Origin of the sequence: Aquitalea aquatilis (assembly GCF_005155025.1) — a bacterium.
Classification (GTDB): Bacteria; Pseudomonadota; Gammaproteobacteria; order Burkholderiales; family Chromobacteriaceae; genus Aquitalea; species Aquitalea aquatilis.
In genome coordinates this window covers 930,729-950,690 of the sequence record NZ_CP039731.1, presented here as the reverse complement: position 1 = coordinate 950,690, position 19,962 = coordinate 930,729, and the positions used below count along the sequence as shown (strand labels likewise).

Genomic DNA, 19,962 nt, shown 5'->3' with positions numbered 1-19,962 from the left:
ATTGGCGTTTGCGCCAGCATCACCCTGCTTGCCACCGGTTCACAATGGCAGCCCTGTTTCAACAGCCCGCATAAGGACACCCCATGCCCCGCAAGATCATCCTCGACTGCGACCCCGGCCACGACGATGCCATCGCCATGCTGCTGGCACATGGCAGCCCGGCCATCGAACTGTTGGCGGTCACCACGGTAGCCGGCAACCAGACGCTGGACAAAGTGACGCGCAATGCCCTGGCCGTGGCGGAAGTGGCCGGTATCCAGGTGCCCATTGCCGCTGGCTGCCCACGTCCGCTGGTGCGGGAAGTCGAAGTGGCTCCTTCCATCCACGGCGACAGCGGCATGGATGGCCCGCAGTTGCCACCACCACGACGCCAGCTTGATCCTCGCCACGCGGTGGACCTGATCATCGAGCTGATCATGCAGCACCCGCCGGGCGAGATCACGCTGGTGCCAACCGGCGCGCTGACCAATATCGCGCTGGCGGTACGCAAGGAGCCACGCATTGCCAGCCGGGTGCGCGAGGTGGTGCTGATGGGTGGCGGCTATCACACCGGCAACTGGAGTGCGGTGGCCGAGTTCAATATCAAGATCGATCCCGAGGCTGCCCATATCGTGTTCCACGCCCCATGGCCGCTCACCATGGTGGGGCTGGACCTCACCCACCAGGCGCTTGCCACACCGGAGGTGCAGGCGCGCATTGCTGCACTGGGGACGGCCCCGGCCCGTTTTGTGCAGGAACTGCTGCTGTTCTTTGGTGAGACCTATCGCCGTGAGCAGGGCTTCGCGGCTCCGCCCGTGCACGATCCCTGCGCCGTCGCCTATGTCATCGACCCGCAGGTGATGACGGTATGCAAGGCACCGCTGGATGTCGAGTTGCGCGGTGCGCTGACACTGGGCATGACCGTGGCCGATTTCCGTGCGCCGCCGCCGTCAGACTGCCATACCCAGGTGGCGGTACAGCTGGATCATGCCTACTTCTGGGACATGGTCGTTGACGCCTTGCAACGTATCGGCGCGGGGCAGCCATGAGCCAGTCCGCCCCTTCCACCGCCAGCCTGATGACAGCGTTGCTGGCGGCCTGTGTCGCCTTCCAACTCAACGCCAGCATGCTCAGCCCGGTGCTGGTGACCATCGCCCGCGAATTGCAGGCCAGTGATGCGGCGGTGGGCATGTCGCAGACAGCCTTTTTCACTGCAGCCGCTCTGTTTTCGCTGTTTCTGCCCCGGCTGGGCGACATGCTGGGCCGGCGGCGGGTGCTGCTGGGCATGTTGTTGATCATGCTGGCTGGCAGTGTGCTGGCGGCTGTGGCTCCGTCCATCGCGGTACTGCAACTGGCACGGCTGATCCAGGGCGTATCCGGCCCGGTGGTGCCGATCTGTCTGCTGATGCTGTACCACGAGGTGAAAGATCCCCGGCGCTATGGCCTGCTGATGGGGGTGATCACGGCAGTCAATGGCGGCATTGCCGGCATCGATGCCATTGCCGGTGGGGTGCTGGCGACCCACTTCGGCTTCCGGGCGGTATTCTGGTGTATTGCCATGGTGGCTGCTCTGGCCTGTGTGCTGGTAGCCAGGTGCGCGCCGGAGTCGCGCCCGTCGGCTGGTGCCGTCATGGACTGGCCCGGAGTGGGGTGGCTGGTGCTGACGCTGGCCAGCCTGCTGTGGGCGCTGAATCTGGCGGCGGCTCCCGGGCCTACGCACTGGAGCGGCATCGGCGGCATGGTCTTGCTGGCGCTATTGGCATTTGTCTTATTCCTGCGTCGGGAGCAACGTAGCCCACAGCCGCTGGTGGCTCTGGACATTCTGTGCCGGCGCAGCACCTGGGCACTGTTGCTGACAACGATACTGACCATGAGTGGCGTGTTCGCCATCATCAATGGCCTGGTGATGTCCCATGCCCAGCAAGCGGGCAGTGGCTTTGGCCTGGCTGCCGATCACGCCTCGTGGTTGTTGCTGACGCCCTATGCGCTGGTGGGCTGGCTGGTGGGGCCGTGGGCCGGGCGGCTGGCACCGCAATGGGGATATGGCCGGGTATTGCGATGGGGATTGCTGGGCAGCATGCTGGCCATCGTGCTGATGCTGGTTTGGGGCTTGTACAGCCTGTGGTGGATGGTGGCTGCCTGCGTGCTGGCCGGCGTGGCCTATGCCGGTACCGCCAATATCATGCTGAATGGCCTGGGTGTGGTGCTGTCGCCACCACAGTATCCGGGGCTGTTGCCCGGCCTGAATGCCGGTGCCTTCAATCTGGGGGCCGGGCTCAGCTTCGCCGTGCTGCCAGCGCTGCCGGCCTGGCAGCCGGGCGTTCCCGCCGCAGCCAGTGGCATGCTGCTTGGTTTGTGCATCGTGGGCCTGGCCTGGCTGACTTCATTGCTGATACCGCGCCCGCAAGCGGCCGAGCTGGCCACGGCTGCTGGGCGGGTGTCAGCTGACCAGCTCGCCTAGTTGGCGGGCAATGGCGGTGGCGTCCTGTGGCTTGCCCAGCAGATAACCCTGGATGCCGCCGCAACCCAGCTGGCGCAGAAAGTCGCACTGTTCCACGGTTTCCACGCCTTCGGCCAGCGTGCTCATGCCAAGGGCACGTGCCAGGTGAATGATGGCGGACACGATGGCGGCGTCTTCGCTGTCACCGGGCAGGTCGCAGACAAAGGAGCGGTCGATCTTGATGGTGTCCGGGGCAAAGCGCTTGAGGTAGGCCAGGCTGGAGTAGCCGGTGCCAAAGTCATCGACTGATAGCCGCACCCCCATGGCCTTGAGGATGGCCAGCTGGCGCGAGGCCAGGTCGGCGTCTTCCATCAGTGTGCTTTCGGTGACCTCGATTTCCAGGCAATGGCCGGGCAGGCCGCTCTCTTGCAGGGCATCCCGGACTTCGTCGATGAAGTCCAGCCGTGTCAGCTGGCGGGCCGACACATTGACAGCGATCTTGGGTAGTTGCAGGCCCTGTGCCCGCCAGCGTGCCATCTGCAGGCAGGCCTCACGCATGACCCAGCGCCCCAGCGGCACAATCAGGCCGCTGTCTTCCGCGATGGGGATAAAGCGATTAGGCATGATCAGTCCCTCTTCCGGGTCCTGCCAGCGCAGCAATACCTCGCAGCCGATCAATGTCTGACTGTTGATGTCGTGTTGCGGCTGGAATAACAAGAACAGCTCATCCTGCTCCAGCGCCCGGCGCAGCCGGTTTTCCAGTTGCAGCCGGTCCGCCACCTGGGTATTCATCTCGCGGGTATAGAAGCGGAAGGTGTTCCGGCCATGTGCCTTGGCATGGTACATGGCCAGGTCGGCATTCATCAGCAGGGTCTGAATATCATTGCCATCACCTGGCAACAGGCTGATGCCGATGCTGCATCCCACCACCAGCACATTGCCATCGATATCAAACGGTGCCTGCATGGCGCGCAGGATGCGCTCGGCGACCTGGGCTGCCTCGTCTGGCTGGGCGATGGCCGGCAGGATGAGCACAAACTCGTCGCCGCCGGTACGACCCACGGTGTCCAGCTCGCGCACCGCGCCGCACAGGCGGCTGGCTACCTGCTTGAGCAGTTCGTCGCCACTATTGTGGCCCAGGGTGTCGTTGATGTTCTTGAAATGATCCAGATCGACAAACAGCACGGCCAGCTGGCCGCCGTGGCGTTCTGCCAGGCGGATGGCTTGCTGCAGGCGGTCGTTGACCAGGATGCGGTTGGGCAGGTCGGTCAGGGCATCATATTCCGCCAGATGCTGGATGCGTGCCTCGTGCTCCTTGCGTTCCGAAATATCGGTAAACAGTGCCACGTGGTGGGTGATCTGGCCCTGTTCATCGGTCAACACACTGATGTTCAGCCACTCGGGGAAGGCTTCGCCGTTCTTGCGCCGGTTCCAGATTTCTCCTGACCACTGGCCGCGCTTGTCCAGGCTGTCCCACATGCGGGTGTAGAAATCGGCATCGTGCTGGCCAGAAGCCAGCAGCGCCGGGGTCAGCCCCAGTACCTCCTGTTCGCCAAAGCCGGTAATCAGGCTGAAGGCACGGTTGACTGCCAGGATGCGGTTGTCGGCATCGGTGATCAGGATGGCTTCATTGCTGGATTCGAATACCTTGGCTGCCAGCCGCTGCTGCCGGTCGGCATGGTGGCGCGGGGTGATATCGCGGGCGGTGGCACACAGATAACTGTCACCGTGGTAGTCGATGCCGGTTAGCGTGACTTCCAGATGCAGATGTCCCTGGCAGCATTGCAGCCGGGTTTCGAAGGTATGCGGCAGGCTGACGTCGGTCGGGGCAAACAGCTGTCGCTCCAGTTGCTGCAGTCCTTCCGCTTCGGCCCCCAGGCAATCCAGTGCGGCGCGGTTGGCATAGACCAGCCTGCCGTCGGCAGCGCGCAGCGCGACCAGATCGGTAGCGTGGTCGATCATGAAATGACTGAGCTTCAGCTCGCGGGTACTGGCTTCCAGCTCGGCATGGCTTTGGCGCAAGTCCTGCTGGTAGCGGGCCACCAGCGCATTCATCCAGCGCACGAAGAACCAGGAAAACAGCGCTGCACTGGCCATGGCCAGCAGCGTCATCAGCAGGGTGGTATCGATACGGCGCAGCAATTGCTGGTCCAGCTGCTGGCGGGCCTGTACGCTGCCGTCGCGAATGGACTGGATATGCATGGCCGTCACCAGCGTCCACTCCCAGCCCGGCAAGTGGCGGACATAGGCCAGATGGGCGACCGGATTGGCATTGCCGGCTTCGCGCACGGCGTACTCCATGAAACCACCGCGATTGCCCAGTTGCAGCACTTCCAGCACCCGCTTGCGCAGTTCGGGTTGCAGCGCCAGATAATGCTTGCCCTGCAAGGCCGGTTCAGCGGGGTAAAACAGTAATACCCCCTGATTGTCCACCACCATGAAATCGTCACCATCACGGCCCATGTGCATGCGCGAGAGCAGGGTGATGGCCCGTTGCTGCAGGCTGGCTTCGACATTGGCAATGTATTCGCCGCTGCCGATAACCCAGCGATAGGGTTTGAACTGGCGCGAATAGGCCACTTTGTCCGACATGCTGTGGCTGCCCGGCAAATACCAGCGATAGGCGGTAAAGCCTTGCTGCTCCGGGTTGCTGACCGATTCGATCAGCGATTGCATGATGTAGCGGCCATGGTCGTCGCGATTATCCAGCAACGAGCTGCCTTCGCGCTCCGGCGCGGTGGGCAGCAAGACGCAGCGCCCGTCCATGGTGTCGATGAAGAAATAGCCGCGACCTTCGAAAAAGCGCAGCGGGCGCAGCGCCTCGACAATCAGTGCCTTGACCCGCGCTTCCGGCAAACGCTGGTGTTCGCGCTGCCAGATGCCATCGGCCACATGGTAGGCCTGGTCGACTTGTTCTTTCAGTTGTTGCTTGAGCAGGTCGGTGGAGTGGTCGCGCAGGGCCAGCAGGGTCAGCGCGGTGTGATCGCCAGAGGATTGCAGGTAGTCGCGCGCATGCTGGTAGGCATCGCCTTCGATCTGTTGCTGACGCGAATGGAAATCTGTCCAGCTGGTCAGCAGGAAATAGCCTGCCAGCGTCAATGCCAGCAAGAAAATGATGACCAGCGTGCCAAGCAGCTGCAAGCGCGACAGCCTGGCCTGATTCAGCTCCATTCTTAAACGAACCCCGCAGAAATGACCCGCTAGTATAAATGAATGCTATTTCGCTGCAGGAAAAAATGCCGCGTGTTTGATCTGCTTCGGGTAAACTGTCGGCTGGAAGTCAGACAGACAGTCGCCGCGCCGCTGCGCAAGCAGGGGCGGGGAGGAAAGTCCGGGCTCCATAGAGCATGATGCCGGCTAACGGCCGGGCGCCGTGAGGCGACGGAAAGTGGAACAGAGAGCTGAACCGCCGATGGCTGACTTGTCAGCACAGGTAAGGGTGAAAAGGTGCGGTAAGAGCGCACCGCGGACGTGGCGACACGGACGGCAGGCTAAACCCCATCAGGAGCAAGACCAAATAGGGGGGCGTTAACGTGGCTCGCGTTGTCCCCGGGTAGGTTGCTTGAGACTGTCGGTAACGGCAGTACTAGAGGAATGACTGTCCAACGACAGAACCCGGCTTATCGGCTGACTTCCAATCCCCACCCCTTCTGCAGTACCCGGCTGTACCATTTCTTCTCGCTATCGATCTTGCTCAAAAAATAAGCAAAAAGGTTTTTACTGCTTAAAAAAAAAGCATTACAATGGCCGCCCTTTTGCTTGTTTGACCGCAGAAAACCCTGATGCGCATTGGTCCTTATACCCTGAAAAACCGGCTGATCGTGGCACCCATGGCCGGTGTGACGGACAGGCCGTTTCGCATGCTGTGCAAGAAAATGGGCGCAGCCATGGCGGTGTCGGAGATGATCACCTCCAACAAATCGCTGTGGGCCACGGCCAAGACCTTGCGCCGGGCTGATCATGCCGGCGAGGTGGAGCCGATTTCGGTGCAGATCGCCGGCTCCGACCCCGCCCAGATGGCCGAGGCCGCGCGCATCAATGTCGAGCAGGGTGCGCAGATCATCGACATCAATATGGGATGCCCGGCCAAGAAAGTGTGCAATGTGGCAGCCGGTTCCGCCCTGCTGCGTGACGAGGCGCTGGTTGGACGCATTCTGGACGCAGTGGTCAGGGCGGTGGATGTACCGGTCACGCTGAAAACCCGCACCGGCTGGAGTCCCGAACACCGCAATGCCCTGCGCGTGGCCAAACTGGCAGAAGACTGCGGCATTGCCGCGCTGGCGCTGCATGGCCGTACCCGTGAAGACATGTATCGCGGCGATGCCGAGTACGACACCATCCGCGCGGTCAAGGCCAGCATCGGTATTCCGCTGATTGCCAACGGGGATATCGATACGCCGCACAAGGCGCAGCAGGTATTGCAGTACACCGGGGCCGACGCGGTGATGATAGGCCGGGCAGCGCAGGGCCGACCGTGGATTTTTCGCGAAATACAGCATTTCCTCGACACCGGCGCGCTGTTGCCGCCGCCGCAGGTCAGTGAAATCAGCCAGATCATGCTGGAACATCTGGATGATCTGTACGGGTTTTATGGCGAATACTCTGGCTGCCGGATCGCGCGCAAGCATATTGCCTGGTACACCAGGGGGCTGAGGGGCTCCAACGAGTTTCGCCAGGCGATGTATCAGCTGGAAGACACCACGACGCAACGACAGGCCGTGGCCGGCTACTTTGATCAGTTGGCCGCGCAATCGGAGCGGCTGGAATATGACTCCCTGCCGGAGGAGTCGCTGCCGGTCTAGCCGGCAGGGGAGTACGGTGCTAAAGGTGCCCGGGGCCGACATCGGGGCGAAGCAGCAGTGTTCACACGAAATGCTGAAGACAGAACAATAAACATGCAAAACAACGAACATATTTCCCAGTCGGTACGGCTGGCGATGGAACAATATTTCCGTGATCTGGACGGCGAGATACCTGCCTCCATCTACGACATGGTGCTGGCCTGCGTGGAAAAGCCACTGATAGAGGTGGTGCTGACACACACCCAGGGCAACCAGACTCGGGCTGCCGAGTTGCTGGGGCTCAATCGCAATACCCTGCGTAAAAAAATGAAGTCGTATGATTTGATATGAAGATAAACCGGCCATACCCCACACAGGATGGCCGGTTTTTTTGTGCCTGCCAGCAGCGCAAGGCATACCGAACCAGACCTGATGCGGGCATCAGGTCCAAGCTTGACCAGTTTTTTTCATTCATTAGCCAAGGTGGTAGAGAAACATGACCAAAATCGAACGCGCGCTGATCAGCGTCTCCGACAAGACCGGTGTTCTGGAATTCGCACGGGAACTGGCCAAACTGGGCGTGCACATCCTGTCTACCGGCGGCACCGCCAAACTGCTGGCCGATAACGGCGTGCCGGTGACCGAAGTATCCGACTACACCGGCTTCCCGGAAATGCTGGATGGCCGCGTCAAGACCCTGCACCCCAAGGTGCACGGCGGCATCCTGGGTCGTCGCGACCTGCCGGAACACGTGGCCAAGATGGCCGAATACGATATCGGCAATATCGATCTGGTGTGTGTAAACCTCTACCCGTTTGAAGCCACCATCGCCAATCCGGACTGTGTGCTGGAAGACGCCATCGAGAACATTGACATCGGCGGCCCGACCATGGTGCGCTCTGCCGCCAAAAACTGGGCCCATGTCGCCATCGTTACCGATGCCGCCGACTACGCCGCACTGACTGCCGAGCTGCAAGCCAATGACGGCAAGCTGGCCAAGACCACCCGCTTCGAACTGGCCAAGAAAGCCTTCACCCACACCGCCGCTTACGATGGTGCCATTTCCAACTACCTAACCAGCCTGGCCGATGGCGTGGTGAGCGGCAAGCCGGAACGCGTGGCTTTCCCGAACCGTCTGAACGCACAGTTCGTCAAGGTGCAGGACATGCGCTACGGTGAAAACCCGCACCAGTCGGCCGCCTTCTATCGCGATCTGGACCCGGCTGCCGGCACCATCTCCGGCTACCGCCAGCTGCAGGGCAAGGAGTTGTCCTACAACAACATCGCTGATGCCGATGCCGCCTGGGAAGCGGTCAAGACGTTCGATGCGACTGCCTGCGTCATCGTCAAGCACGCCAACCCCTGCGGCGTGGCCGTGGCTGGCGACACGCTGAGCGCCTATCGTCTGGCCTTTGCCACCGATACCACCAGCGCCTTTGGCGGCATCATCGCCTTCAACCGTCCGGTGGATGCCGAAACCGTGGAAGCGGTGACCGGCCAGTTCCTGGAAGTGTTGATTGCCCCGTCCTTCACCGAAGAAGCCAAGGCCATCATCGCCGCGAAGAAGAACGTGCGCGTGCTGGAAATCCCGCTGGAAACCGGTGCCAACCGCTTCGAACTGAAGCGTGTAGGCGGTGGTGTACTGGTACAGACCCCGGACATTCGCAATGTGGCGCTGGACGAACTGCGCGTGGTGACCAAGCGTCAACCGACCCCGCAAGAGCTGTCCGACCTGCTGTTCGCCTGGCGCGTGGCCAAGTTCGTCAAGTCCAACGCCATCGTGTTCTGCAATAACGGCCAGACCGTCGGCATCGGTGCCGGCCAGATGAGCCGCGTGGACTCCACCCGCATCGCCGCCCGCAAGGCGCAGGATGCCGGTTTGAGCCTGCAAGGTGCCGTGGCCTCCAGCGATGCCTTCTTCCCCTTCCGTGACGGTATCGACGTGATCGCGGAACAGGGCATCAAGGCCATCATCCAGCCGGGTGGCTCCATGCGTGACGAAGAAGTGTTCGCCGCTGCCGACGAGCATGGCATTGCCATGGTGCTGACCGGCGTACGTCATTTCCGCCACTAAGCAGCGCCAGCCTCCCCGTTGCACTTGCAGCGGGGAGCACCGTGCCAGGTCGCGCCAGTGCCTGGCGGAGAAACCGTGAACAAGACCAACAGGACCATGCTGCTGATTGTGCTGATACTCGGCCTGGCCGCCGGCGTGTACTGGCTGGAACAGCCTGCCACGCCACCCGCGGCAGTGCCGGCCGTGGCCCATGCGCCTGACCTGAAGCGTCTGGCCGAACAGGCCGTGGCGGTTTACCGCAGCCAGCAGGACATGCAGGCCGGGCCGAAACCGGGCCAATGGAAGCTGCAGGCGCAGGCCAGCAATAGTCCGGGGCCGTTTGTCGGTGCGTTCGGCCCCTTGCAACTGGCGCGTGATGGCCAGGGCCGCCAGTTGTTGCTGAGCACTTTTGTGGCAGATACGGCAGATTCGGCCGGCGAAGGCATGGACAGCTTTGCCGCCTCCGGCATCAGCCGCCTGTTGTGCTTTGTCTTGCAAGATGGCCAGTTTGTGCTGCAAACCGAAAAACAGCTGGAAATGGGGACCAACGGCATGGCCGCTGCGGCCCGGGTGGTGCAACTGGGCCCGCAGGAGTGGGGCTGGGTCATGCAGAGCGCTTACACCCAGCAAGGCTACAGCGCCAGTACGGTGGAATTTTTCCATGCCGTGGCCAGCGACATCCGCAGCATGGGCCGCCTGACTGAACAGGCTGACAATAATGGCGTGTGTGCCGATGCCGCTGGTGCCGGCTGCCCGGCAGTGACCGATCTGCAGGTACGCTGGCAGTGGCTGCAGCAAGCGGGCCAGCCGGTCGGCCGTTTTTACCCGCTGGATATCAGCTGGCAGGGCCGGATCGACGGCAAGCCGGTCAGTGGTCGACGCCAATTGCTGCCGGATGCAAACAGTGGAAACTACCCGTTTCCCCCCAGCTTGAATGTACAATTCTGACCGTAGTCCCACCATGGCTGCGGCACAATGCTGGCGACGGCAACATGCCTGTCGCCCAACGATGAAGGATCTCGCAAGATGAAAGTGTTGGTAATCGGCTCTGGTGGCCGCGAACACGCGCTGGCCTGGCGTATTGCCAAGTCCAGCCGCGTCTCCAAGGTGTTTGTGGCACCGGGCAATGCCGGCACCGCGCTCGACCCCAATCTCACCAATATTGCGCTGGCCAGTAATGAAGAACTGGTCGCCTTTGCCCGCAGCGAAGACATCCAGCTGACCGTGGTTGGCCCGGAAGCCCCGCTGGCTGCCGGCGTGGTGGATGCCTTCCGTGCTGCTGGCCTGAAAATCTTCGGCCCCACCCAGTACTGCGCCCAGCTGGAAAGCTCCAAGGACTTCGCCAAGGCCTTCATGCAGCGTCATGGCATTCCCACTGCGGGCTACCAGACCTTCAGCGATGCTGGCGAGGCGCATGCCTATGTCGATGCCAAGGGTGCGCCCATCGTGATCAAGGCCGACGGCCTGGCCGCTGGCAAGGGCGTGGTGGTGGCACTGACGCTGGAAGAAGCGCATGCCGCCATCGACGACATGCTGGTGGGTAACAAGATGGGCAGTGCCGGTGCACGCGTGGTGATCGAAGACTTTCTGCAGGGCGAAGAAGCCAGCTTCATCGTCATGGTGGATGGTGATCACGTGCTGCCGATGGCCACCAGCCAGGACCACAAGCGCCTGCTGGACGACGACCTCGGCCCCAATACCGGCGGCATGGGCGCGTATAGCCCGGCACCGGTGGTCACCCCGCAAGTGCACAACCGCGTGATGCGCGAAATCATCCTGCCGACGGTGCAAGGCATGAAAAAGGATGGCCACAGCTATACCGGCTTTCTCTATGCCGGCCTGATGATAGACAAGGACGGTAACCCGTTTACCATCGAATTCAACTGCCGCTTTGGCGACCCGGAAACCCAGCCCATCATGGCGCGCCTGAAGTCCGACTTCACCGTGCTGCTGGAGGCAGGCGTCAATGGCAAGCTCGATCAGGTCGAAGCCGAATGGGACCGCCGCGTGGCGCTGGGCGTGGTACTGGCTGCCGCCGGCTACCCCGAGGCCCCGCGCAAGGGCGACGTTATCAGCGGCCTGCCGGCTGAAACCGCCGACAGCATGGTGTTCCATGCCGGTACCACTTTTAACGACAGCAAGCAGGTGGTCAGCCATGGTGGCCGTGTGCTGTGTGCAGTCGGTCTGGGTGACAGCGTCAAGATGGCACAGGCCAAGGCCTATACCGTGGCCGATGCCATCCATTTCGATGGTTGCCAGCTGCGTCGTGACATTGGCAGCAAGGCGATCAACCGGCCCAAATAAGCGCTAGCTATCCGCGAGAAAACCGAACGGCATCCGCAAGGCTGCCGTTTTTTTGCGTGTTTTTTATGTGGGCCAGTCCTCTCTTGACAGGATATTCACCCGCCCGGCGCTATATTTTTCTCATCCGCGCAGCCTGTTTTCGGGAGAGAGAAATGTTCTGTCGGCACCATGTAAACACCACACCCCCGGAGTCCGACAGTTGGGGCCATGCCCTGCTGCGTTTCATTCGACACGAGCGCCGCTGCTGGCGGCGCGTTGGCTACTGGCTGGCCCGGTTCAGCAGTGAAACCCCGGCCATGCGCTGCGGTGCCTGGCATGCGCAGGTTTCAGGTCGGCCACAGCAACTGACAGGCCAGCACAGCCAGCATGGTCAGAATGAATCTGACGCGATGACGAGGTGATGCCGGAGCTGAGCCTGCCGGAGAAGCCATCCAGTGGCAGGCACCATAAAAAGAGCCATTCAATTGGGTATGGTGCAGCAATGACCGACGTAGCTGTCGGTAGCGTTGCGGGTCTGGTACCGGTGCCCGTTGCCAGAATTCAGCTAGCGGGCACTGCGCAGTTAGCCCCGGCATGTCATACAGCGCGCTACCCAGGGTGATGACGGGTTTACCGTGATATAGAGCGGACAGTCCGACTGTACTGTTGATGGTAATCACCCCTCGACTGGCCTTGAGCAACGAGGGTAGATGGGCATCATGCAGATAATGCACACGCTGGCAGACGCCCAGCTGTAGCGCGATCTGGCGTATCTGCTGCCGATACTGCCGATGCCCCCGGTCCATCGGGTGGTGCTTCAGCAGCAGGTGGTGATCATGCGCTGCATGGCGAGCAAACGAGGTGATGACCTCGCGAATGAATTCCTGCACATCGCCGTAGCTGCTGTGATGTCGCACCTGGCTGTCATTGAATACTTGCAGGGCGACCAGAAAGAATCGATTCTGCCGCAGACCCAGCATGTCGCGGCGCAGCCGGTATTCGGTAAGGAGGTAGAGCATTTTACGCAGGCCTGAGCGCATCCATCGCCATGCTTCCGGCACGGGCAGGAGTGGTTTGTGGTGCTCATAATGCGGATAGCGCCAATGCAGCAGCCAGCAGGCACCGTAATACGCCATCGCCGACATGGCCATGCGCGGATAAGACGCGTTAACCGGTTTGGCCGGATGATGTTCGCCCAGAGCTGGAGTCGTGAGCGCAGCGGAATACCCGGCCAGCGATGAGCGTGCATTGACGCCGTCTTTTTCCAGAGTGATGTAGTCTGGCCGCAGATACCCTTCCTCAAACACATAGAATGCCAGATGGCACTGTCTGGCGATGGCTGCGGCAGTCTGGTGGTATTGGCGACAGTCTCCGAAGCAGACGATGGCCTCAATGCCCCGTTCTGCCAGATAGGCGTGCAACCAGATGGCAAATTCTTCGGGTTTACCGCAGTAATGTTCCGCCTGCTGGTTGCCATAAAACAGCCAGTCACCACCATTGAACAACACGCGGTAAACCATGCACTTGTGTTGTTGCAGCCAGTAAGCAAACTGGTAAAAGAAAAAGCCCATTGGCCCTTGCAGCAACAGGATTCTCCTGTGTCTGAGCAGGGCCTGTAGTGCAGGAACATGCGTCGTCGCCACTGGCTGTGAAGAAGAAGTACCCCTTACCGTGGTGATAGGGTCGGGAGGTGGTGTCGGGCTGGGTGGGGATAAATCGTTGGGCGGCAAGCGCGGCTCCTGCACGGTTTCGAATACCTTGCCCCGAGGCATGCGTCTTGGTGCCTCAGGTAGCTTAAGTACAACCGAAAATGCAGAGCGAATCTGTTACCGGATACTGGTTGGAGAGCAGGAAAACTCCTGGATATGCGACGATATTCATCAAGCAGCTGCTGGATATGCCGGTCGTGGTCAGCGCATGACACTGCGCCATAGCATGCGCAGTTTGCCAAGCTGCTTGGAAAGCCAGTTGCCATGTAGGCGTGTCGCTGTTTTGTCAGTCTTTTGGTGGGCAAGCAGAGTGGCGGCCTGGCTGGGCGAGATGGCATCGCCGCTGACGGGATCGATATAACAGGGATAGAGCAACAGGCTAGCTGCAATCAGCTCGCTCAGTGCCAGGCGTCTGGCACGACGTTTCCAGGCCGGATGAGGCGTGCCACTCGCCAGCGGGACATTGGCGAATACATCCTGGGTCAGGCCCCAGCCAGCATAAAAGGGTAGACCATAGCAAACCACGCGCTTACCACGCAGCAATGCTTCAAAACCCGCGAGCGAGGTCATGGTGTGAACTTGGTCCACCTGCTGTAAACAGAGATGCATATCGCACTGCGTCGTGACCATGTCAGCCAGGCTGTCACTGTCTTTAGCTGTGATGCTGCCAATGCGATTGCCACTGACGACATCGGGATGTGGTTTGTAAACGATGAACGCTGTTGGGTATGTCAGCCGTACCGACTTGAGCAGAGCAAGATTGGTCTGTATCCATGGCGATCCGTTGCAAATCGAGGCATCGTCTTCCACTTGCCCCACCACCAGAATGACGACAGCGGGCCTGGGCAGGGGTAGCTGTAATGCATCCTGACCAACATTGTATTTGCCAAGCCCGGCACGGAGCAGTTGTGCCCGTAGTGCTTCTGCCTCTGCTAGATCCATGTCTGCAAACTGCTGCGTGGCCAGCAGCGTTTCCAGGCGAGATGGCTGGCGTGGGTCGAAATATATGCCCTCATCATCCAGTGCCAGCGATAACGGTGGAGTGAGGTTTGAACCTAAACCCACCGAACGGATGAACCCATCTTCTATCCGCAGCAGCGGCCAGTTTCGCTCTTGCGCCAGATGCAGAATGTCAGCCTGGCCGCTGCCCCATACCGCGATCTTGCGCATTGGCTGCATGGGTAAATACTGTAGCGCTTTGGCCGATCGGACAAAACGCACTGTGCAGGAGGGCTGCCGTAGGAAAGGGGCGAGCACTGCCCGCTTCCACCAGCTCATGCCGATACAGACCAATTCCCCGCGTAGGCGATCATTGATTGCTTTTTGGCGCTGCAAATGATGGATGACATCAAATAGTGTGCCTAGGCCACCCGTGCTTGGATTCACATAGCGGCAATACTGCAGATAGGAGGCGGCAAATAATTGCTGCAGTGTTGCCGCTCCCCGCCGTTTGGCCAGATCGGCGGCCAAAGGATGGCGATCATCGCTCAGGCCCCAGCCGGCGTACCAAGGCTGGCCGAAGGTCACCACGGGTTTGTTGCAGAGCAAGGCCTCGAAGCCGAGCTGCGAACAGACGGTGTAAACCTGCGCTATATGCGGCAGTAGCGTGAGTGGATTGGCATCAACGCCAAGCAGCTGCACACGTTCTTCCATTCCGGCTAGCCGGGTGAGATAGCCCTGTTTCTTGCCACATAGTACATCTGGATGCGTTTTTATCCAGATCTGTTTCGTCGGGTTTTCTTGCACGGCGGTGCGCAACATTTGTCGGAAAGTGTCAGCATCTGCATTGCCGTAACGTACAGACCTATCCCCTACGGTCTGGTCGACTACCAGTACCGCGTCGTGCTGCCAGCCCACCGGTGGCAAGAAGTCAGGCGCATGGTTGTATTTGGACAAGCGGTAAGCTAGCAACAAGGCCATGCCGTGCTGCGCATTGTGCAATAGCACATGGGCTGCTGCCTGTCGTTCCGGCTCTGCGGTGTTCTGGCAGTCAGCTGCCAATTGTCTGACCAATATCTCCAGCCGTGACGGTTGGCTGGCGTCATAGTAAATCCCCAGATCATCTGCCACGATGGACCAAGGTGGATAACCTTGTGCACCTAGCCCCAGCGAACGGATGAAACCATCTTCCAGTGCCAGATAGCTCCCGCTACGGCGCTTGGCATGCAAACGTAGCTGTTTGGTAGCCGGTCTATGCCCCCAAGCTGCCCAGGTACGGTGGGGCTGCCCATCTTGTGTGCCAAGAGGGCACCAGTAACAGGGCTGTTGCAGCAGTATTTCCAGCCTGGGCAAGTTGAACAGCCGCCACGAGCGGATGGCGATACCGGCGCTGCATGGATATGTTTTCCGAGTCATCCCAGCAAGCGTCTGTCCCAGTTGATGCCTTGTCGAATCGGGCGTGCAGGAATGCCCGCTATAATCTGGCCACTGTCGGGAAAGGTGTCACATACCAGAGAATGAATCCCCACAACGCAATTACTTCCGATATGGCTGCCCTTGAGTATGGTGCAGTGTGCACCAATCCATACATGGCTTTCCACGCGGATATCCGCTGCTGGATTAATTCGCTTTCCGTCACTGGATTGAAAAATGGCATGTGAGTCGGTGGAACGTATTTCAATTCCCCAGGACAGCATGCAGTCTGCGCCAATAAAAATGCTACTTCCTTCCCCGCAGATTAAATTGGCACCACCCATGGTGCAACTTTGGCCAATATTTATTTGATTGCCATTGGCCAGTTTCATGATGAAGCAGCCTTTTAGTCGGCATGAGTTTCCAATGTGCAATACATTTTCATTGCTTTCAATTTGTATATTTAACCCGTTTAATTCACATTTGCTACCAATGAGAATTTTATTGTTATCTCCTTTTATCTTGATATTGAGATTTTGTTGATTGTCTAGCACCGTTGAACTGTTAATTTCATTGCCAAGCCCAAGCATTGAGATGTTTGCCATCAGAGTATTTTTCCAAGTAAATTCAGTAGCCGATAACGAGAATCTAAGAGGAATGATCTAGGATCTTCTCGCAATTTTTTTATTTTACGCGCACGAGTGGAAGGTAAGGGTTTAATCATTGATTTTTCTATTTCGTGCGTAATTTTTTTGGGTTGTATACTAATGCTGGGCTTTTCCGCTATGATAGGCTGCGGGTGTGGGGGAGCTAGCTTTGGCGTGCGGTATCGATCAAATAAAATTGAGCTTTGTGGAACGGTTTTTTCTTGTGGGTAATAATTTATTCCCGGTTGCCCAGGTATTCTTATTTGGTAAAAATCAATCGATGTTGTAATAGTCATACGGCCAGTGTCTTTCCACGGTATTTCACGGGTTTGAAAGTGACCAAATGAGTAATAGTCCATGATTAGATATTTCAAAAACCGTAAAATGGTTTCTTGGTGTGGCTGAAAATTTTTCAATCCATCTTCAATATCACTAACAGTTCTGACCTGATGGGTGAGTAGCGGAGATCCATAAAATGCATCACCGGCTAATAAAACAGGTTTTTCATAGAGCATGCCCAGTATCCCAACCCCCGAGTTGATGAGAAGCACTGCTGAACTAATGGCAAGCAAGTCCTTGATGTTGATGTTATTCGCAAATATTGCACCAGGCAGGTCGGGGGTTTCATCTTCCAGAGGATGTTTTTTGATAACAAAGACATATTCATCATTGAGCTGAGATATCGCATTTCTGATGAGTTCAATAAATCCTTCATATCCCCCTATTTTTTTACAGAAATGGAGAATGACCGTGTCACTTGGTCTTTGTAGTGGGATGAAGATGATTTTTTTATGTCGCGGCAGCATTAATTTTTTTCTTGTTGCCTCTATGCCGAGTAACGCAGCTTGCTTTTCCAGTGATTCATCCAGTGTTTTTTCTTCAATAATATAATTACGAATATAATCCTGTTCATTTTTTGTGATCGGTACGTTCCAAATATCTTCGTCGAATTTTTTGCTATCTGCATTGAAGCCGGTGTCATCAAAAAATACCGAATTGCGTAATGCACCTCGCTCGGCGATTATAAATTTAATATTGTTATTTTTTATGGTATTAAATAATTTTTGGCGGTGTTCGTTTGCATATGGATTATGAAATAGTATTCGAGTTATATCGTGTTTTTTAATATACGAAATCAATATTTCTGGGGTGAAATTATTTTCATCTTCGTAAAATATTTCGCCAAGGAGAGGTGCGGTTTTTTTGTTGTAGATAAAAGGATTTGTCAAGGAAAAACATAATGTCTTTCCCTTGTCTAGTGCGGCAAGAGGGGGTGGTTCTTCTCCCCGCGAGCTGAATTTTTTTACTTTTTCTTCAAATAGTTGCTTGTTTATAGCTTTTCGTTTCATGTAACCGGAATGGCCATCAATGGCATGCCAGGAATGAAATAAAACAATTCCTTTTTGAAAAGTAATATCGCCAAAAAGTCTATAAATGCTTTTCCACCCCTGGTAGCGGTTTATGTGACGGAATGACTGATTATCGGTGAGAAAATTTTCCGGGAGAGGGAAGTAGCGTGATGCCCGAATGCAACGCGTATTGAACTCAATATCCTCATAGCCCCACTCAATGAAATCTTCATCGTAGCCACCTCGTGATAGATAGTAATTCCGGTTGAATACGGTGACGGATGTTCCGGTGGAAAATTTTTCTATGTAATGAGTATTTTCGTTAAGAAGATGTTGGATAAACAGATTTTTACGCAGATGACTGGGAGTGGTGTAATAAAGTTCGGTGGCAGATTGTGTAAGGTAAATAACACCGAACATTAAGAAAAGGGAAGCATTGTTGGTTAAATTTTGTATTTGTATCTCATTGAGAACATCGCTATAAAATCCATCGTAGGGCATTAGGTCAACATCTTGAAACATAATGAATTCAGATGGAACGGCGCACACCCCAATATTGCGAGCTCTGCTCATGCAGACTGGTTCAAGTTCGCTTTCAATATGCAGATAATTATATCCGTGGTTTTGGCATATTTTTTCCAGCTCTCTGCTGATGTGACGAGGTGAGCCATCGTCTGCGATGGTGAAATGAACAGAGTGAGGACGCTGTGTATCCATCAGCGGATAGTTTAAACGATCAAGTAGATCGGGGCGTTTGTCAGTCCAACGGAATGGGATAATCACCTCAAGCAGGGTAGGGGAGTGATTTGTTTTGAGTTGAAATGGTTTCATGTTTATTTCCAATAATAGAAATATATAGTTTTAAAATGAGAATATTACTTTGGCAGAGACGGCAATTTGATACAAAATTTGAGTTATGCTGCGTGTGATTTCAATATTTTTTGCTTCTATTTTTGGTAATACCATTATTTCATCGCCTGCCTGGATGGAGGGATTACGGTCGGTAATGACGGCTCCGTTTTGCCGAATAATGACAATGCGAGAATCGTCCGGCTCTTGCATGAAGCCACCTGCACGTTTGATATAGTCTGTTGCGCTCAGACCGCGTTGCCAGCCAAGTGCATTGGGAAATAGCACCTCGCCGTGTACCTGCACCACGCTGCTTTTTTCCGGGATGCGAATAATGTCGCCGTCTTCCAGCAGAGTGCTGCTCAGATTTTCTTCATTCAGAATCACCTGCCCTTTAGGGGTGACTTTGCGTGCTTGTTCGACGAATTTGCTAATCAGTTCGGCTTCTTTGCTGCGCAAGTCAGCCTCTTCCTTGGTCGCTGAGCGGGCGGAAAGTGCGCTTTCCTGCAGCTTGTTGAGCGCGACATCCAGCATTTCCTGCTGTCGCTGGGCGACGGATTGGCGAAACAGTTGCAGAGCATTAGTTTGTGACATGCTGTTGCCGCGCAGTTGGGCAAGGATGTCGGCCATGCTGGCCCCATAGGGCAGTACGATGGCATGTTCGCCGGAGTGGGCTCCTTCCACGCGGATCTGGATGGTGCCGGCATAGCGGTCGGCGGTGACGGTTAGCTGGTCGCCGTCTTCCAGCTGCAGCCCCTCGATGGCAGCCAGTGCGTGGTATTCGCTGCGGCGCGCGCTGCCCTGGCCACGCACAATGCTGACGTGGGTGGCGCCAGGTTTTGGCCTGGCCATGGCCAGGGCCTGCTGCAGCGTGATGCTGGGGTGGGGAAATTCGAAGTCATAGGCGTTGTACACCTCGCCGCGCATGGAGAAGGTATGCTGGCGCGGCCCGACGACGATCACGTCGCCATCGGCAAACTGGGTGACATCCAGCTGTCCGTTCAGTAGGAAACGGTAGAGATCGATCTGCAGTCGCAATTGCCCGGCGCGCAAGATGCGAATATCCACATAACTGCCTCTGGCATTGTCCACGCCGCCAGCCTTGTCCAGATAGCTGAGCGGGCTGTCGGCCGCCAGGCCGCCATAGAGGCCTGGCTGTTTGACGTAGCCGGTGACGAAGACCTTGACCGGCTGGGCCGTCTCCAGGCTGGCGTACATGCGGACATTGGATTTGTATACCTTGCCGAGCTGTTGGCTGATGTGTGGGTTCAGTTCGGCATTACGCACGCCAGCCACTGCAACCGGGCCGACATTGGGAATGAAAATATTGCCTTGCGGATCGACTGGCAATTGGCCTTCGTAGGGAAATGCCCCCCACAGGCGCAGATTGATACGGTCACCCAGGCTGATCCGGTAGTCTGGATTGAAGCCGCTGCTTGGTATCTGGCTAAAATGACCATCGAATAATTGCGCTCCAAACATGTTGGAAGTTGCTTTCCCCGGATAAGCCGCGGCTGCTT

The 19,962-nt window shown here is 57.4% G+C and carries 13 protein-coding genes and 1 other RNA gene; 8 read left to right on the top strand and 6 right to left on the bottom strand.

Annotation, left to right across the window (positions count from 1 at the left end):
- Positions 1-83: 83 nt before the first annotated feature.
- Together uriH and uriT are read left to right on the top strand one after the other, a co-directional pair.
- A complete protein-coding gene (gene uriH / locus FAZ30_RS04260) occupies positions 84-1,028 on the top strand; it encodes a uridine-preferring nucleoside hydrolase UriH (protein WP_137008856.1) in 945 nt (314 codons plus the stop codon).
- Positions 1,025-2,440, top strand: coding sequence for a uridine transporter UriT (uriT, locus tag FAZ30_RS04255; RefSeq protein ID WP_137008854.1), 1,416 nt, complete (start codon positions 1,025-1,027; stop codon positions 2,438-2,440). Before uriH ends, uriT begins: the two co-directional genes overlap by 4 nt.
- Here the strand turns inward: uriT and FAZ30_RS04250 are convergent.
- On the bottom strand, positions 2,420-5,590 hold the full coding sequence (locus FAZ30_RS04250; RefSeq protein WP_137008851.1) for a bifunctional diguanylate cyclase/phosphodiesterase: 3,171 nt from the start codon (positions 5,588-5,590) through the stop codon (positions 2,420-2,422). The genes uriT and FAZ30_RS04250 overlap by 21 nt on opposite strands.
- 105 nt (positions 5,591-5,695) lie before the next feature.
- Between FAZ30_RS04250 and rnpB the strand changes: the two genes are divergently transcribed.
- From rnpB to purD, 6 genes are all read left to right on the top strand, one after another.
- Positions 5,696-6,058: RNase P RNA component class A (rnpB, locus tag FAZ30_RS04245), an RNA gene on the top strand.
- 143 nt (positions 6,059-6,201) lie between these two features.
- The gene (gene dusB, locus FAZ30_RS04240; RefSeq protein ID WP_124644081.1) at positions 6,202-7,221 is read left to right on the top strand and encodes a tRNA dihydrouridine synthase DusB; all 1,020 of its coding nucleotides are present in this window, start codon (positions 6,202-6,204) and stop codon (positions 7,219-7,221) included.
- 93 nt (positions 7,222-7,314) lie between these two features.
- A complete protein-coding gene (locus FAZ30_RS04235) occupies positions 7,315-7,551 on the top strand; it encodes a helix-turn-helix domain-containing protein (protein ID WP_045845804.1) in 237 nt (78 codons plus the stop codon).
- 145 nt (positions 7,552-7,696) lie between these two features.
- Positions 7,697-9,274 (top strand): bifunctional phosphoribosylaminoimidazolecarboxamide formyltransferase/IMP cyclohydrolase, encoded by a 1,578-nt coding sequence (gene purH / locus FAZ30_RS04230; protein WP_124644082.1) that lies wholly within the window; start codon positions 7,697-7,699, stop codon positions 9,272-9,274.
- A gap of 75 nt (positions 9,275-9,349) precedes the next feature.
- Positions 9,350-10,201: a hypothetical protein gene (locus tag FAZ30_RS04225; protein WP_124644083.1), complete on the top strand. Its 852-nt coding sequence runs from the start codon at positions 9,350-9,352 to the stop codon at positions 10,199-10,201.
- A gap of 78 nt (positions 10,202-10,279) precedes the next feature.
- On the top strand, positions 10,280-11,557 hold the full coding sequence (gene purD, locus FAZ30_RS04220; RefSeq protein WP_124644084.1) for a phosphoribosylamine--glycine ligase: 1,278 nt from the start codon (positions 10,280-10,282) through the stop codon (positions 11,555-11,557).
- 326 nt (positions 11,558-11,883) lie between these two features.
- Here purD and FAZ30_RS04215 read toward each other — a convergent pair whose 3' ends face one another.
- From FAZ30_RS04215 to FAZ30_RS04195, 5 genes are all read right to left on the bottom strand, one after another.
- A complete protein-coding gene (locus FAZ30_RS04215) occupies positions 11,884-13,122 on the bottom strand; it encodes a capsule biosynthesis protein (protein WP_158613598.1) in 1,239 nt (412 codons plus the stop codon).
- Between the two features lie 324 nt (positions 13,123-13,446).
- Positions 13,447-15,600, bottom strand: a complete 2,154-nt coding sequence (locus FAZ30_RS04210; RefSeq protein ID WP_137008849.1) for a capsular polysaccharide biosynthesis protein — start codon at positions 15,598-15,600, stop codon at positions 13,447-13,449.
- The gene (locus FAZ30_RS04205) at positions 15,597-16,202 is read right to left on the bottom strand and encodes an acyltransferase (RefSeq protein WP_124644086.1); all 606 of its coding nucleotides are present in this window, start codon (positions 16,200-16,202) and stop codon (positions 15,597-15,599) included. The genes FAZ30_RS04210 and FAZ30_RS04205 overlap by 4 nt, the downstream gene beginning before the upstream one ends.
- Entirely contained in the window at positions 16,202-18,424 is a 2,223-nt protein-coding gene (locus tag FAZ30_RS04200; RefSeq protein WP_124644087.1) for a capsular polysaccharide export protein, LipB/KpsS family, read from the bottom strand. The genes FAZ30_RS04205 and FAZ30_RS04200 overlap by 1 nt, the downstream gene beginning before the upstream one ends.
- Before the next feature lie 30 nt (positions 18,425-18,454).
- Positions 18,455-19,924 (bottom strand): polysaccharide biosynthesis/export family protein, encoded by a 1,470-nt coding sequence (locus FAZ30_RS04195; RefSeq protein WP_199731024.1) that lies wholly within the window; start codon positions 19,922-19,924, stop codon positions 18,455-18,457.
- Positions 19,925-19,962 lie beyond the last annotated feature (38 nt).

Coding starts and splice junctions, on each gene's coding strand:
- dusB (WP_124644081.1), top strand. CDS start 6,202: ATGCGCATTGGTCCTTATACCCTGAAAAACCGGCTGATCGTGGCACCC.
- uriT (WP_137008854.1), top strand. CDS start 1,025: ATGAGCCAGTCCGCCCCTTCCACCGCCAGCCTGATGACAGCGTTGCTG.
- FAZ30_RS04250 (WP_137008851.1), bottom strand. CDS start 5,590: ATGGAGCTGAATCAGGCCAGGCTGTCGCGCTTGCAGCTGCTTGGCACG.
- uriH (WP_137008856.1), top strand. CDS start 84: ATGCCCCGCAAGATCATCCTCGACTGCGACCCCGGCCACGACGATGCC.
- FAZ30_RS04210 (WP_137008849.1), bottom strand. CDS start 15,600: ATGACTCGGAAAACATATCCATGCAGCGCCGGTATCGCCATCCGCTCG.
- FAZ30_RS04200 (WP_124644087.1), bottom strand. CDS start 18,424: ATGAAACCATTTCAACTCAAAACAAATCACTCCCCTACCCTGCTTGAG.
- FAZ30_RS04235 (WP_045845804.1), top strand. CDS start 7,315: ATGCAAAACAACGAACATATTTCCCAGTCGGTACGGCTGGCGATGGAA.
- purH (WP_124644082.1), top strand. CDS start 7,697: ATGACCAAAATCGAACGCGCGCTGATCAGCGTCTCCGACAAGACCGGT.
- FAZ30_RS04195 (WP_199731024.1), bottom strand. CDS start 19,924: ATGTTTGGAGCGCAATTATTCGATGGTCATTTTAGCCAGATACCAAGC.
- purD (WP_124644084.1), top strand. CDS start 10,280: ATGAAAGTGTTGGTAATCGGCTCTGGTGGCCGCGAACACGCGCTGGCC.
- FAZ30_RS04205 (WP_124644086.1), bottom strand. CDS start 16,202: ATGGCAAACATCTCAATGCTTGGGCTTGGCAATGAAATTAACAGTTCA.